Source organism: Christiangramia lutea (assembly GCF_022489035.1).
Lineage (GTDB): Bacteria > Bacteroidota > Bacteroidia > Flavobacteriales > Flavobacteriaceae > Christiangramia > Christiangramia lutea.
Window position 1 is genome coordinate 78,068 of the sequence record NZ_JAKVTV010000006.1, and the last position, 14,312, is coordinate 92,379.

The following is a 14,312-nucleotide window of genomic DNA, read 5'->3' on the forward strand; positions in this document are numbered from 1 at the left end:
TAATAAATATGATATTGAAATTAAAAATGTAAATTAGAAAAAATGATAATTTAAATTAACTAGTGAAACATTCTGTTTTTTCTCGGAGCCGACTGATCGAAGAAGCTAAAAAGTGTGATAAATGGGATATTATTATTATTGGTGGTGGAGCAACTGGCCTGGGAATTGCCTTAGATGCCGTGACCCGTGGATTTAAAACCTTACTCCTTGAACAGGTAGATTTCGCTAAAGGAACCTCAAGCAGAAGCACAAAGCTTGTACATGGAGGTATACGTTATCTGGCTCAGGGAAATATCGAATTAGTAAGAGAGGCGCTTCATGAAAGAGGATTGCTTGCTAAGAACGCTCCTCATTTAGTCAAAAAGCAGAAGTTTGTTATTCCTAATTACCTGTGGTGGGAAGGCCTGTATTATAATTTTGGTTTAAAGACCTATGATTTTCTGGCTGGAAAATTAAGCATGGGGAAATCTGAGAGGATAACTAATTCAGAAGTTATAGATCGCCTTCCATCTTTGGTTCGCGAAGATCTTCGTGGCGGAGTGATCTACCTGGATGGCCAATTTGATGATGCCCGTCTCGCCGTAAATATTGCCCAGACCTGTATTGAAAATGGGGGAGTTGCTCTTAATCATTTTAAAGTGATAGGTATTTCTTCCGAAGAAAATGATACTGTAAATATGGTTAAAGCCAGGGATGCCGAAACTGGCAAATTCTACGAGTTTAGAGGCAAGCTTGTGATAAATGCCACTGGCGTATTTGTAGATTATATTCGAAAAATGGCCAATCCGGAGGCAAAACCACTGATCAGGGCCAGCCAGGGCGTACACCTGGTTTTTGATAAAAAATTTTTCCCTGGAGATGATGCTTTGATGATCCCTAAAACCGATGATGGAAGAGTTTTATTCGCTGTTCCCTGGAATAGAAAGGTGCTGGTGGGTACTACAGACACGCTTCTGGAAAAACCTGAACTGGAGCCTAAAGCCCTCGAACAGGAAATCGATTTCATTATGAATACTTTTAATAGATACATTAAAAAGAAGGTAAATCGATCTGATGTAAAAAGTGTTTTTGCCGGACTCAGACCACTCGCGGCCGGCAATGGCGAGGAAAAAAGTACGAAAGAAATTTCCCGGGGACATAAAATTGAATTTTCGAACCATGGTCTTTTAACCATTACTGGAGGGAAATGGACCACCTACAGGAAAATGGCCGAGGATACACTGGATTATGCTATAGAACGTAACAGGCTTCCCCCACGTAAATGTATCACGGAAAGTTTTTTAATTCACGGTGCTAAAAGTCATAAGAATCACAAAAGCCACCTGCATATTTATGGCAGTGATAAATCCCTGATCAAAAATCTTATCGCAGAAAGACCGGAGCTTGGAAAAAGGATATATGAGGATCTACCTTATCTCAAGGCTGAAGTGGTTTGGGCGGTGAAATTCGAAATGGCCAGAAGTCTTGAAGATGTGTTAGCTCGCCGGGTGAGATTGCTATTCCTCGATGCCAGGGCAGCTTATGAAGTTGCGCCAATGGTCGCAAGGCTTATGGCCGAAGAACTTGAACGCGATGATGATTGGATAGACGAGCAGGTAAAGGATTTTAGAGAACTGGTAAAAAACCATTATCTGATCTCTCCTGAAAAAACATCCATGGAGCAAATAAAAATTCAAAAATAATGGGAAAGTATATCCTTGCCTTAGATCAGGGCACCACTAGTTCCAGGGCAATTTTATTCGATAAAGAAGGAAAAATTGTTTCGAAGGTCCAGAAAGAATTCAGGCAAATATTCCCAAAGCCGGGTTGGGTTGAACACGATCCCATGGAGATATGGTCTTCGCAGGCCGGGGTTGCGGCTGAAGCGGTAACCAAGGAAGGCATTCAAGGAGAAGATGTCGCTGCCATAGGAATCACCAATCAGCGTGAAACCTGTGTGGTCTGGAATAAAAGAACCGGTAAGCCTATTTATAACGCCATTGTTTGGCAGGATAAAAGGACACTTGAATATTGCGAACAACTGAAAAACGACGTAAAAGATAGATTCATAAGGGAAAGAACCGGGCTTATCGTAGATTCTTATTTTTCTGCTACTAAAGTGAAATGGATACTGGACAATGTTGATGGGGCGAGGGAAATGGCCGAATCTGGAGATCTTGCCTTTGGAACCATAGATACCTGGCTGGTATATAATTTCAGTAAGAAACGATTGCATATCACCGATGTCACCAACGCATCAAGAACCATGCTTTATAACATTCACTCATTATCATGGGATAAAGAACTCTTGGAAATTTTTGATATTCCATTCTCGATGTTGCCTGAAGTGCGAGACTCCAGTGAGATCTATGGTCATATAGAATCCAGCCTATTCGCGTCAAGAATACCAATTTCCGGAATTGCCGGAGATCAGATGGCAGCGCTTTTCGGCCAGTTATGTACTAGAAAGGGCATGGTGAAGAATACCTATGGTACTGGCTGTTTTATGCTTATGAACATTGGTGAAAAACCGGTGCTTTCAGGTAATAATCTTCTCACTTCCGTAGCATGGAAAATAGGTGATGAGGTGGCATATGCCTTGGAAGGAAGTATATTTATTGGAGGTGCAGTTGTTCAATGGTTACGTGACGGCCTTGGTATAATTAAAAGATCTGAAGATGTTGAAAAACTCGCTGCCAGCATAGAAAATTCCGGAGGAGTGTATTTTGTTCCTTCTTTTGCCGGGCTCGGGGCACCACACTGGAATCAGAAGGCAAAGGGAACTATTTTAGGATTGACCCGCGGTTCTACCGATGCGCATATTGCCAGGGCTTCCCTGGAAGCGGTAGCATACCAGTCTATGGATATAATGAAAGCCATGGAAGCCGATTCCGGGATTAAAATTGGAGAATTAAGGGTAGATGGAGGTGCAACAGTAAATGACCTTTTAATGCAATTTCAATCTGATGTGCTCAATACGATTACAGTTAGACCAAAAATTACGGAAACCACTGCTCTTGGAGCTGCCTATCTTGCCGGATTGGCTGTCGGTTTCTGGGAAGATATCGAAGCTCTTGAAAAAATTTGGATCGAGGATAAGAAATTTGATCCGGCTACAGAAAGGACGGCAATTGGTGAAGGGATAGAAGGCTGGTATAAGGCTGTGAAAACCGTGGAACACTGGACTGAACTTTAACCTTTTAATATGACACCTTTTATTGCTGAAATTCTAGGTACAGGATTACTTATCCTGTTAGGAGGGGGGAATGTGGCTAATGAAGTCCTGGTAGGGACTAAGGGCTACAAAACCGGATGGATGAGTATAACCACAGCCTGGGGACTTGCCGTATTTGCGGGAGTAGTAGTCGCTGGACCGCATAGTGGGGCTCATTTGAATCCAGCTGTTACAATCGGACTTGCCTTAGGAGGTTTATTTCCATGGGGGGAGGTTCCTGTTTACATCCTTGGTGAATTCGTTGGTGCCATGATAGGTGCAAGCTTGGTCTATTTTATGTATAAAGATCATTTTGACAGAACTAATAATGCTGATCTTAAAAGGGCTGTTTTCTGTACTTCGCCCGCCATTCCGCATACCTGGAGAAATATGTTGAGTGAGATTCTTGGTACTTTTGTTCTACTTATCGCGGTATTTTATTTTACCGAGGCCGAAATAAATGACGGAAGCCAGACCAAAGTTGGGCTTGGTTCTATCGGGGCTCTTCCGGTAGCATTTATAGTTTGGGGAATTGGGTTGAGCCTGGGTGGGACTACAGGTTATGCCATTAATCCGGCCAGGGACCTTGGGCCAAGAATTATTCACGCAATACTTCCAATAAAGAATAAAACTCATAGCGATTGGAGCTACTCATGGATCCCGGTAACTGGCCCCATAATAGGGGCCGGGATAGCTGCATTTTTATTTCTAATTCTTGGTAATTAAATACCTTTTTGATTAGGATGTTTTTAGACTGTCAAGTTTATTCGGTGGTATTGGTGCAGGCACGGCATTTTCTATCGGGTTTGTGCTTTTTAGATATTTGAACATAGACTCAAGGTCTTCATCATTTAATTTGGCAAAATTTTGCCAGGGCATTGGTGGAAGTATCATTCTTCCGCCTTCATCTCCTTTTAGTTTACCTTCTCTCATTGCCTTTTTCCATCTCGCCATTGTCCAGTTTCCAATTCCGGTATCATCAGACGTTAAATTGGCGGCAAATGAAACTCCCCATGGGCCTACTGCAGCCGTGAGGTCTCCACTCATCAACATCCAACCACTTTTAAGAGTTTCAGGGTTTAAAGGAGGCAATGAATCTCCGGCCTGATGACCACTTAATGCAAGTTCAGGTATTTCTTCGGGTCCTCTTTCGGTCATTCGTTTTGGTGAGTGACAATCATGACAGCCAATAGTTTTTACTAGGTATTCTCCACGCTTAATGCTGTCGTTCAAGGTCATTTTCTTTTCTTCTGGTACCTCATTGTACTCCTTGTTATTACATGAAGCCAGAAATAGTATTGCTGTGAAAAGAAATAGATGTATTAGAATACTCCTTGGAATTTTGAAATCTAGACTATATCTATTCATATTTGTTGATTGGTTTGGTTAATATGATATCTAAATTAATATAAAACATTGAAATACAGTTAATTGTGTACCAAATTTTAATTGTAGTGATGAATAATTGAAGCTGTCCGTTTTTGGGTAGAATATCTCAGGAATATTATTTTTGCCAGATGGATACAGATAATTTGAAACAGGGATTTTTTGGGATTGGCATTCAAAACGGTAAAACTCCTGAAAATCTAGGGGTCTTATGGAGGTCGGCTCAAAATATGGGAGCCAGTTTTATTTTTACAATTGGAAATCGCTATTCCAAACAGGCTTGCGATACTCACAAAGCTGTTGGCGCAATGCCCTATATTCATTATGAGACTTTCGAAGATTTTTATGCTCACCTACCCAAGGGAGCTATGCTGGTTGGAGTTGAATTAACCGAAGAAGCGACGCCTCTTGAAGAGTTCAAACATCCTAGAAGATGTGTATATCTTCTTGGTGCCGAAGATCACGGATTGTCAAACGCAGCTATCGAAAAAGCTCATTTCCTAGTGAAATTCAAATCGACGTTAAGCCTGAATGTATCGATTGCAGGAAGTATTGTTATGTATGATCGGGGTTTAAAGACAGAGTTTTCAACCTGATCAATCCTGGCTTTGTGAAGCTTTTTCTTTTCGGAACATATTTTTCTCCTTGATCATTTTTGCGGTGAGACCGGGAACCAAATTTTCCCATTCCTCATCACCTTCAAGAATCATGTTATATACTTTTCTCGGGTGGATATCAAGGTATTCTTCCTTGTAATCTTCAATGTCTATTACCTTGCCATTATCAACAAAAAATTTATAAAGTTCCTTTACCCTGGGATGTACCTTAAGGTTTTTACTGTTGATGATCTCTCCGGTTTCTTCATCTTTGATAGGGTAGAGGTATACTTTTAAACTTTTAAAAAACATTTTTCCGAAGGCTTCAAGAATACCTCCACTAAGGTGGCGGTAATACCTTTCATTGAATATATCCACGAGATTATCTACTCCCATTACTAATCCGAGTTCTTTTTTGGTGTGCATCGCGAAATATTCCACCACCTTATAATATTCCTGAAAATTTGATATCATTACAGTCTGCCCTGAAGCGCAGAGAAGATCTGCCCGGTCAAGAAAATCTTTTTCGTTAATTCCATCTCCATTATCTTCTCCTTCAGATTTTAGGTTATTAAGGGTCATTTCAAAAATGATCACTGTCTTATCTGGATCTACATTTTCCTGCTCCAGGAAAAGTTTTCTGGAATTCATGAACATGTTTAGGTTGAGGTTGGTTACAGGTCTAAAACTTCCTCTCAAGGTAAGTATGTTCTTTTTATAGAGCACATTTGCGGGAAGAATGTTATTCCCTTCAGGAGAAAACATAACGGCTTCGGTAATACCTTCCTTTACGAGTTCCAGGCTCATTAACCTGTTGTCTACATCCTTGAATACCGGACCACGAAAATTAATAGAATCTATTTCGATCTTATCCTTGCTTAAATGATCGTATAATTTTTCAATAAGAACCCTGGGGTCGTCACTTTGATAGAATGCAGCATAAATTAAATTCACCCCCATGATGCCGAGGCTAATTTGCTGCTGCGAAGCATTATTTTCATGAAACTGTACATGCAGGATGATCTCGCTATATTCCTGCTTGGGTTCTCGCTGGAATTTTATTCCAAGCCAACCGTGTCCTTTGTATTTTTTAGCCCAATCTATAGTGGCTACTGTATTGGCGTAACTAAAGAAAAGTTTATCGGGATATTTTTTCCTGGAAAGCCTTTCCTCGATCAACTCAGCCTCATAATCTATCATCTTTTTAAGACGTTCCACTGTCACATAGCGGTTTTGGGGATCCAGGCCATAAATGGCATCACTGAAATCCTTGTCATAGGCACTCAGGGTTTTAGCGATAGTTCCCTTTGGGTTGCCAGCCCTGAAGAAATGCCGAACCGTTTCCTGCCCGGCACCAATTTCGGCGAAGGTTCCGTAGATATTCTCATTCAAATTCAATCTGGTGCATTTGTTCTGAATGGATAGAATATTTTCAAAATGGTCTTCACTAAGGGCGGTCATATGTTTTATAGATTTTTTGGTCTCTGAAAGTTAGGAATATTATGCGTGCTTATAGTCCATTTTAAGTAATGTTTAAAAGAATTTTATCAAGTTTTTCCGGGAATTAACCGATGAAATTAAATTGTTTTTGATCTTTCCTGAATGTGGTTTTAAGTTCACCGAACTCTGAATTTTCATAGTTTAAGATCTGCCATTCCAACATCTTCTTCTTTTATAATTTGACTAATTTCAGTGGTGAATCCTGATGTATTCAATTATCGGGAGAAATCAATTAATTTTAGATGACTTTTAAATTTCATATGAAAACAATTCAATTAACAATAATATTAATCTTAGTTATGGCTGTTTCAAATGCACAATCCAATCCTTACGGATTGAATAAAGATCATGATGCTATCCTGGTACTGGATGTAAATGCTTCCGCAAAATTTTATGGAGAAATACTGGGATTAGAAGAGATTCCGAATGGTGGACTACCAGACCACATTCGCTGGTTCCAGTTGAATGACAAAATACAGATTCACCTAATAGAGAGTGAGGAACTTCCTAAAAAAAATAAAGGTGTTCACATGGCGCTAAATACAAGTAACCTTACAGAACTAATGAAATTCTTGAATTCCAGGAAAATTCATTTTGAAAACTGGTCTGGAGAGGCCGGGAAGACCAATACCCGGCCAGATGGTGTAAAGCAGATCTACTTTCAGGATCCTGATGGATACTGGATCGAAGTTAATGATGGTGAACTTTAAGCCTTATCTGTAGCTACTTTATAGGTTGGATCTTCCAGAATGTTTACTTCTATAAGAGCATCTGCATTCTTTAATAGTCTTCGGCAGTCATTGCTTAAATGCCTTAGATGTACTTTTTTACCAACTTTACTATATCGTTGAGTCACATTATTCAGGGCTTCAATGGCAGACATGTCTGCGACTCGACTATCCTTAAAATCGATTATAATCTCCTCCGGATCGTTTTTTACATCAAATTTTTCAGCAAAATTCGTGGTAGAAGCAAAGAATAGCGGACCATAAATTTCATAGTGCTTAACACCATTTTCATCAATATGTTTTCTCGCTCTAATTCTTTTTGCGCTTTCCCAGGCAAAGAACAGTGCTGAAAGTATCACACCAACCAGAACCGCTAATGCTAAATTGTGCAATAGAACGGTTATTAGAGCTACTATGATCACCAGGAAAATATCCTTTTTAGGTACTTTATTGAAAATCTTCAAACTGGCCCATTCAAAAGTCCCGATTGCCACCATGATCATTACGCCAACAAGGGCAGCCATAGGCACCTGTTCAATTACTGGCGCTCCAAATAACACTATAATAAGAATGGTGAAAGCAGCAACTATTCCTGACAGCCTTGCTCTGGAACCGGCAGATAAGTTTACAAGGGTTTGAGCGATCATAGGGCAACCACCCATTCCGAAGAAGAACCCATTAAGTACGTTAGCACTTCCCTGTGCAACACATTCCCTGTTTCCACTTCCTTTGGTTTGCGTAATTTCATCTACCAGGTTCAATGTGAGTAGACCTTCGGTTAATCCAACTGCAGCCATGATCATAGAATATGGTGCGATAGTTTCTAAAGTTTTCCAGCTTAAATCAATTTCCGGAATATGAAAAGGAGGGAATCCACCGCTTACAGAGGCAATGTCTTCCACCGTTTTTGTGTCTATTCCCAGGAAGTAAACCAATATGAAAACTACAATAATTGCTACTAATGAAGAAGGTACCGCTTTAGTTAATTTGGGTAATAATACCACGATACCAATAGTTAATGCCACCAGTCCTGCCATGATATATAAAGAAGTTCCTGTTAGCCAGACCATTTCACCGTTTACCGCGGTTTTAAACTGATTTAATTGTGACATGAAAATGATGATCGCCAGTCCATTCACAAACCCGAACATTACAGGGTGAGGCACTAATCTTATAAATTTTCCAAGCTTAAAGACCCCAATCACGATCTGAATCACCCCTGCTAAAGCAACAGCAGCTAGAACATAATCTAAGCCATGAGATTTCATCAAGGCGATTAATACAATTACAGTTGCTCCGGCCCCACCCGAGATCATTCCGGGTCTTCCGCCGAAAATTGCCGTGACCAGACCCATTATAAATGAAGCGTATAATCCCATTAGTGGAGGAAATCCGGCAAGAATAGCGAAGGATAATGACTCAGGGATCATCGTCATTGCTACAGTTAAGCCGGCAAGAACTTCTGTTTTATAATTAACCTGTTGCTTAAAGTCGAATAAATTCAAAACTTTTTTCATAATCGGTCTTTTTCAGCTTGATTTTAAGAAGCGGCAAAAATAGTTATTAAAAACAGAAGCACAATTCTATCTCGGCTTAGATTGAAAAATTTATTAAATTATGATTTTCAGCAGTTTATAAATATTGATATGCTAAGGTGCAGCCCAAATATTTGATTTGCGGAAGTGGCTGAAGCTCAATTGTTAGAAAATCAATAAAGATTAGGTGGCAGAAATCAAATGAAATACCTTTGCAAAAAATATAGTTATGGCACATAAGGCCGGATTTGTAAATATTATTGGGAATCCCAATGTGGGAAAATCAACTCTGATGAATGCTTTCGTTGGAGAACGACTTTCAATTATCACCTCTAAAGCGCAAACTACCCGTCATAGGATTTTAGGGATCGTAAATGGTGAGGATTTTCAGGTCATTTTAAGTGATACGCCTGGAATCATCAAGCCGGCATACGAATTGCAGGCGTCAATGATGGATTTTGTGAAATCTGCTTTTGAGGATGCTGATGTGCTTATCTATATTGTTGAAATTGGAGAGAAAGCATTGAAAGATGAGGCATTTTTCAATAAAATCGCGAATTCTGAGGTGCCGGTTCTTCTACTTCTGAATAAGATAGATAGATCTAACCAGGAACAGCTGGAGGAGCAGGTAACTTACTGGACAGAAAAAGTTCCAACTGCAGAAATTCACCCAATTTCTGCTCTGGAAGGATTTAATGTTTCTGAAGTTTTCAACAGGATCATTGAGCTTCTTCCGGAATCACCAGCTTTTTACCCAAAGGATACTCTAACCGATAAGCCTGAAAGGTTCTTCGTGAATGAAATTATTCGTGAAAAGATCCTGATGCATTATAAAAAGGAGATCCCTTATAGTGTCGAGATCGAAACAAGTGAGTTTTTTGAAGAAGAGGAGATCATCAGAATGCGAAGTGTGATTATGGTAGAGAGGGAAACTCAAAAGGGGATCATTATAGGTCATAAAGGTTCAGCTCTGAAACGGGTAGGGGTAGAAGCCAGGAAGGACCTTGAAAAATTCTTCGGAAAACAAGTGCATCTCGAATTATACGTAAAGGTGAATAAAAATTGGAGAAGTGATAGTAAGCAGCTACGCAGATTCGGGTACACAGATAAAAAATAATCTTTTCAGCTTAAAATACGGGAAAGTATAATTAGTTAAAAACCACTAATTTTGCTCCCTGAAATCAATTTATAGTTATGGGCAACATTGTCGCCATTGTGGGTAGGCCTAATGTAGGTAAATCAACTTTTTTTAATCGACTTATTCAGCGTCGAGAGGCTATTATCGACTCTGTGAGTGGGGTAACCCGTGACAGACATTACGGAAAGTCTGACTGGAATGGGAAAAGATTTTCTCTTATCGATACCGGAGGTTACGTAAAAGGGAGTGATGATATTTTTGAAGAGGAGATAGATAAGCAGGTGGAACTTGCTATCGAGGAGGCAGACGCTATAATTTTTATGGTTGATGTTGAGAGTGGAGTGACTTCGATGGATGAAGAAGTTGCCAATCTTTTAAGAAGGGTCAACAAACCGGTTTTACTTGCGGTGAACAAAGTTGATAATAATAAACGACTTGCCAATGCGGTTGAATTTTATTCTCTAGGTCTCGGCGATTATTTCCCAATTGCCAGTACTAATGGTAGTGGAACCGGAGATCTTCTGGATGCTTTAATTGAAGCTCTTCCTGAGGTGGAAGACGATGAGGAATCTGAATTGCCAAGATTTGCCGTTGTTGGAAGGCCAAATGCAGGAAAATCTTCATTCATCAATGCCTTAATTGGTGAAGACAGATATATAGTTACAGATATTGCCGGAACAACCCGTGATTCTATTGATACTAGATACAATAGATTCGGATTTGAATTTAACCTGGTAGATACTGCCGGAATTCGTAGAAAATCCAAGGTTAAAGAAAATCTGGAGTTTTATTCTGTTATGAGATCTGTGAGGGCTATCGAGAATGCAGATGTTTGTTTGCTGGTGCTTGATGCTACTCGTGGTTTTGATGGTCAGGTTCAGAATATTTTCTGGCTGGCTCAGAGAAATAATAAAGGGATCGTGATCCTGGTGAATAAGTGGGACCTGGTTGATAAGGAAACCAATACCATGAAAGAATATGAAGCCGTGATTCGTCGTGAGATTGAACCTTTTACTGATGTACCTATCATATTTATCTCGGTTCTTAATAAACAAAGGGTTTTCAAGGCTATAGAAACTGCGGTGAAGGTTTTTGAGAGTAGAAGTAAAAAGATAAAAACACGTCAGCTAAATGATGTGATGCTTCCAATTATAGAAAAGAACCCGCCTCCTGCTTACAAAGGGAAATTTGTGAAGATCAAATTTTGTATGCAGTTACCAACTCCACATCCGCAATTTGCTTTTTTCTGTAATTTACCACAATATGTGAGAGATCCTTATAAAAGGTTTATTGAGAATAAGCTAAGGCAGGAGTTCGATTTTCAGGGAGTTCCAATTTCTATTTTCTTCAGAAAGAAATAAACTTTTGCTAGTAGCCAAGCTTCAATACTTATTAATTTCTCGTTTCCAGGCATGAGAATGATGGATCCATTAGGCGATAGAATTGAAAATACTCTAATTTAAGCTAGTTCCGGCTGTATTAATTGAAAATAGAAAAATCCGTAATTATTGGAATAGTGGTTTTTTTAGGTTTACAAGCGAAAACTTCTGCTCAATTTTGTGGTATTTTAACAAAAAATTTCTAGGAAAATTCTGGGTAACGTTTCTTATAGCTAGAATATTGTGTGTTCAACGATTATTTTTTGAATTCGTCTTCTAACTCCTTATTTTTAAGGGAGTTGAATATTAACATTTAAAGAGGAAGGCGTATGGAAATTTTTACAGATTTTGTTGATAATTATAACAGATCCCTGCGAGGCCTGAATATTTTTGCTAAAATAGGGGTTACTCTTGCTTTAGCATTAATTCTTCTTGCAGTAATCGGGGCTATTGTGAATGTAATTGTATTCAATGTTTAAAATTGAATTGTAAGCAAAGCCAGTTTAAACGATATTTCCCGGCCTTAGATTAGGCCGATAGGAATTGTTGTTTTATAGAAAGATTAAAAAATTATTATATAAGAAGATCCGGATTATCGTTCGGATTTTTTTTATGGAAGGAAACCAAAAGCTCAGAAAAATATTCGAAAATAAAAAAACCCGCTTCATTGAAGCGGGTTTTTAAAGGTGGTGCCTCCAGGAATCGAACCAGGGACACAAGGATTTTCAGTCCTTTGCTCTACCAACTGAGCTAAGGCACCAGTTGCTTTGTTAAGCGGTGGCAAATATAATTTCATTTTTAGGAACTCACAAAGGAAATTTTAAAAAAATGCTTTTGTATTTTAGCTTTTCTAAGAAAATCTGAATGAATCTAGTCGTCGATGCAGGAAATACCTCTGTAAAGGTCGCTGTTTTTCAAAACAATACGATGGAGCAGCGCTGGGAATTTAAGAGTGAAAAATTTTCAGAAGAATTCGAAAAAATTAAAAATAAATATCCTGAAATAAGGAAATCCATCATCTCAAGCGTCACTCATGGAGAATCCAAGATGTTCTCAGAGGTCAAAAAAGAGCTTCCAGTGCTCGTTTTGGATAATAAAACAAAAGTTCCTTTCAAAAATAATTATGCGAGTCCTGAAACACTGGGAAAGGACCGTATCGCTTTAATAAGTTCTGCAGTGAATTCTTTTCCTGGTAAAAACGTATTGGTGATCGATGCGGGAACCTGTATTACCTATGATTTTAAAACCTCAGAAGAGGTTTATCTGGGAGGGGCGATTTCACCAGGATTAAATATGAGATTTCGAAGTCTACACAAGTTTACCGCAAATTTACCGTTAGTAGAACCGAAGCCGGAAGCCAATCTAATTGGCAATACTACCGAAACCAGTATTTTGTCCGGAATTATTAACGGAATAAAAATGGAATTAAAAGGATGTATAGAATCCTACAGTTCTCAATTCGAAGATTTAACAGTTATTTTTACAGGTGGAGATTCTCAAATTTTGTCTATACCATTAAAAAATAGCATATTTGCCAACTCAAATTTTTTGATAGAAGGACTTAATTTCATTCTAGAATTTAACAAGACTCAATGATAAAACGATTTATAGTAATCGTAGCTTTATTTTCGGGCGTTTTAGCCCAGGCACAGGAAAACGTATCTTCGCCTTATTCATATTACGGCATTGGCTTAACTAACTTTAAGGGGACTGTAGAGAACAGATCTATGGGAGGATTAAGTATCTTTGCAGATAGTATCCATTTAAATATGCAAAATCCTGCAAGTTATGGGGAGTTAAAGCTTACAAACTATTCTATTGGAGCAAGTCACGACCGTATAAAACTTGATAGTGAGACTGCCAGCGATAATTCAAAGATCACTTCTCTGGATTATTTATCTTTAGCCTTTCCTGTTAGTGATAAAGTTGGAATTGGATTAGGGGTTTTACCTTATACTTCGGTTGGTTACCGAATCCTCGATATGGATGAAGGTTCTGCCAGTTTGCTAGATGGTAGGGGCGGAATGAACCGAGTTTTTCTCGCTGCCGGCTGGGCAATAACCGAAGAATTAAGCGTTGGCGTTGATGCTAATTATAATTTTGGTAATTTCCAGAATTCACAAAGTATCAATCGCGAGGAATTGCAATATGGTACAACAGATGTAAATCGTTCTGATATTAAAGGATTTACCTTTAACTTTGGGGTGAACTATCAAAAGGAACTTACTGAAACATTGAAATTGCATGTTTCATCTACCTATGCCCCGGCAATGGATCTTGATTCAGAGAATTCAAGATCTATTTCTACTGTAGATTTTTCCAGTGGAACTGGGCGAATTATCGACTTTAGGGAGTTGGATTTAAGCGATACTCAGTTTGAGTTTCCTTCAAAGCTATCTTTTGGTGCTGGTATTGGAGAGATGAATAAATGGTTTGTAGGAGCTGAGTATGCAAATGTTGGCTCTTCGTCTTATGCGGATAGTTTCAGTTTTAGAGGAGATAATGGTGAATATGAAGATGCTTCTGAATTTTCTTTAGGAGGTTTTTATATTCCTAATTATAATTCGTTCACAAGTTATTTTGAACGAGTTGTTTACAGGGCTGGATTTAGATATGACGAGACCGGTTTAATCGTGAACGACGAATCTATAAATGAGTTTGGCATGTCTTTTGGATTAGGTTTGCCAGTTGGATCAAATTTCTCCAACATTAATCTTGGAATCGAGCTTGGACAGAGAGGTACCATGGACGCCGGATTAATTAGGGAGAACTTTTTAAGACTGTCTATAGGCTTGTCTTTAAATGATAAATGGTTCACGAAGAGAAAATTTAATTAACCACTGCAATAACACATAAG

The 14,312-nt window shown here is 38.9% G+C and carries 13 protein-coding genes and 1 tRNA gene; 10 read left to right on the top strand and 4 right to left on the bottom strand.

The window, feature by feature from the left end; translation table 11 throughout:
• Positions 1-62: 62 nt before the first annotated feature.
• Genes ML462_RS14990 through ML462_RS15000 form a run of 3 tightly spaced genes read left to right on the top strand, consistent with a single transcriptional unit; the run spans position 63 to position 3,919 of the window.
• Positions 63-1,682: a glycerol-3-phosphate dehydrogenase/oxidase gene (locus ML462_RS14990; RefSeq protein WP_240714646.1), complete on the top strand. Its 1,620-nt coding sequence runs from the start codon at positions 63-65 to the stop codon at positions 1,680-1,682.
• On the top strand, positions 1,682-3,175 hold the full coding sequence (gene glpK / locus ML462_RS14995) for a glycerol kinase GlpK (protein WP_240714647.1): 1,494 nt from the start codon (positions 1,682-1,684) through the stop codon (positions 3,173-3,175). The genes ML462_RS14990 and glpK overlap by 1 nt, the downstream gene beginning before the upstream one ends.
• A gap of 9 nt (positions 3,176-3,184) precedes the next feature.
• Positions 3,185-3,919 carry an MIP/aquaporin family protein gene (locus ML462_RS15000; RefSeq protein ID WP_240714648.1) on the top strand — a complete coding sequence of 245 codons (735 nt, stop codon included), beginning with the start codon at positions 3,185-3,187 and terminating at the stop codon, positions 3,917-3,919.
• A 12-nt stretch (positions 3,920-3,931) separates the two neighbouring features.
• Here ML462_RS15000 and ML462_RS15005 read toward each other — a convergent pair whose 3' ends face one another.
• Positions 3,932-4,561 (bottom strand): diheme cytochrome c-553, encoded by a 630-nt coding sequence (locus tag ML462_RS15005; RefSeq protein ID WP_240714649.1) that lies wholly within the window; start codon positions 4,559-4,561, stop codon positions 3,932-3,934.
• 149 nt (positions 4,562-4,710) lie between these two features.
• On the opposite strand from ML462_RS15005, the gene ML462_RS15010 reads away from it, so the two are divergent.
• Positions 4,711-5,175: an RNA methyltransferase gene (locus ML462_RS15010; RefSeq protein WP_240714705.1), complete on the top strand. Its 465-nt coding sequence runs from the start codon at positions 4,711-4,713 to the stop codon at positions 5,173-5,175.
• On the opposite strand, the gene ML462_RS15015 is transcribed toward ML462_RS15010, so the two are convergent.
• The gene (locus ML462_RS15015; protein WP_240714650.1) at positions 5,176-6,636 is read right to left on the bottom strand and encodes a TonB-dependent receptor; all 1,461 of its coding nucleotides are present in this window, start codon (positions 6,634-6,636) and stop codon (positions 5,176-5,178) included.
• 338 nt (positions 6,637-6,974) lie between these two features.
• Here ML462_RS15015 and ML462_RS15020 point away from each other — a divergent pair, with 338 nt between their 5' ends.
• Entirely contained in the window at positions 6,975-7,385 is a 411-nt protein-coding gene (locus ML462_RS15020) for a VOC family protein (protein ID WP_240714651.1), read from the top strand.
• On the opposite strand, the gene ML462_RS15025 is transcribed toward ML462_RS15020, so the two are convergent.
• On the bottom strand, positions 7,382-8,920 hold the full coding sequence (locus ML462_RS15025; protein ID WP_240714652.1) for a SulP family inorganic anion transporter: 1,539 nt from the start codon (positions 8,918-8,920) through the stop codon (positions 7,382-7,384). The two genes, ML462_RS15020 and ML462_RS15025, sit on opposite strands and share 4 nt — an antisense overlap.
• A 247-nt stretch (positions 8,921-9,167) precedes the next feature.
• On the opposite strand from ML462_RS15025, the gene era reads away from it, so the two are divergent.
• The 3 genes from era to ML462_RS15040 all read left to right on the top strand — a co-directional run bounded on the left by era (position 9,168) and on the right by ML462_RS15040 (position 11,934).
• Positions 9,168-10,055, top strand: coding sequence for a GTPase Era (era, locus tag ML462_RS15030; RefSeq protein WP_240714653.1), 888 nt, complete (start codon positions 9,168-9,170; stop codon positions 10,053-10,055).
• A gap of 77 nt (positions 10,056-10,132) precedes the next feature.
• Complete coding sequence (der, locus tag ML462_RS15035) at positions 10,133-11,437, top strand: ribosome biogenesis GTPase Der (RefSeq protein WP_240714654.1); 1,305 nt, start codon at positions 10,133-10,135, stop codon at positions 11,435-11,437.
• 347 nt (positions 11,438-11,784) lie between these two features.
• Complete coding sequence (locus ML462_RS15040) at positions 11,785-11,934, top strand: hypothetical protein (protein ID WP_240714655.1); 150 nt, start codon at positions 11,785-11,787, stop codon at positions 11,932-11,934.
• A 208-nt stretch (positions 11,935-12,142) separates the two neighbouring features.
• Here the strand turns inward: ML462_RS15040 and ML462_RS15045 are convergent.
• Positions 12,143-12,215: transfer RNA gene (locus ML462_RS15045), tRNA-Phe, on the bottom strand.
• Between the two features lie 104 nt (positions 12,216-12,319).
• Between ML462_RS15045 and ML462_RS15050 the strand changes: the two genes are divergently transcribed.
• Both ML462_RS15050 and bamG read left to right on the top strand, forming a co-directional pair.
• The gene (locus tag ML462_RS15050; RefSeq protein WP_240714656.1) at positions 12,320-13,051 is read left to right on the top strand and encodes a type III pantothenate kinase; all 732 of its coding nucleotides are present in this window, start codon (positions 12,320-12,322) and stop codon (positions 13,049-13,051) included.
• Positions 13,048-14,292, top strand: a complete 1,245-nt coding sequence (bamG, locus tag ML462_RS15055; RefSeq protein WP_240714657.1) for a BamG family beta-barrel-assembly machinery protein — start codon at positions 13,048-13,050, stop codon at positions 14,290-14,292. The genes ML462_RS15050 and bamG overlap by 4 nt, the downstream gene beginning before the upstream one ends.
• Positions 14,293-14,312: the final 20 nt, after the last annotated feature.

What these genes read in the sequence shown, in the direction of transcription:
- glpK (WP_240714647.1), top strand. Translation starts at nt 1,682, where the DNA reads ATGGGAAAGTATATCCTTGCCTTAGATCAGGGCACCACTAGTTCCAGG.
- ML462_RS15000 (WP_240714648.1), top strand. Translation starts at nt 3,185, where the DNA reads ATGACACCTTTTATTGCTGAAATTCTAGGTACAGGATTACTTATCCTG.
- ML462_RS15005 (WP_240714649.1), bottom strand. Translation starts at nt 4,561, where the DNA reads ATGAATAGATATAGTCTAGATTTCAAAATTCCAAGGAGTATTCTAATA.
- ML462_RS15010 (WP_240714705.1), top strand. Translation starts at nt 4,711, where the DNA reads ATGGATACAGATAATTTGAAACAGGGATTTTTTGGGATTGGCATTCAA.
- ML462_RS15015 (WP_240714650.1), bottom strand. Translation starts at nt 6,636, where the DNA reads ATGACCGCCCTTAGTGAAGACCATTTTGAAAATATTCTATCCATTCAG.
- ML462_RS15020 (WP_240714651.1), top strand. Translation starts at nt 6,975, where the DNA reads ATGGCTGTTTCAAATGCACAATCCAATCCTTACGGATTGAATAAAGAT.
- ML462_RS15025 (WP_240714652.1), bottom strand. Translation starts at nt 8,920, where the DNA reads ATGAAAAAAGTTTTGAATTTATTCGACTTTAAGCAACAGGTTAATTAT.
- era (WP_240714653.1), top strand. Translation starts at nt 9,168, where the DNA reads ATGGCACATAAGGCCGGATTTGTAAATATTATTGGGAATCCCAATGTG.
- der (WP_240714654.1), top strand. Translation starts at nt 10,133, where the DNA reads ATGGGCAACATTGTCGCCATTGTGGGTAGGCCTAATGTAGGTAAATCA.
- ML462_RS15040 (WP_240714655.1), top strand. Translation starts at nt 11,785, where the DNA reads ATGGAAATTTTTACAGATTTTGTTGATAATTATAACAGATCCCTGCGA.
- ML462_RS15050 (WP_240714656.1), top strand. Translation starts at nt 12,320, where the DNA reads ATGAATCTAGTCGTCGATGCAGGAAATACCTCTGTAAAGGTCGCTGTT.
- bamG (WP_240714657.1), top strand. Translation starts at nt 13,048, where the DNA reads ATGATAAAACGATTTATAGTAATCGTAGCTTTATTTTCGGGCGTTTTA.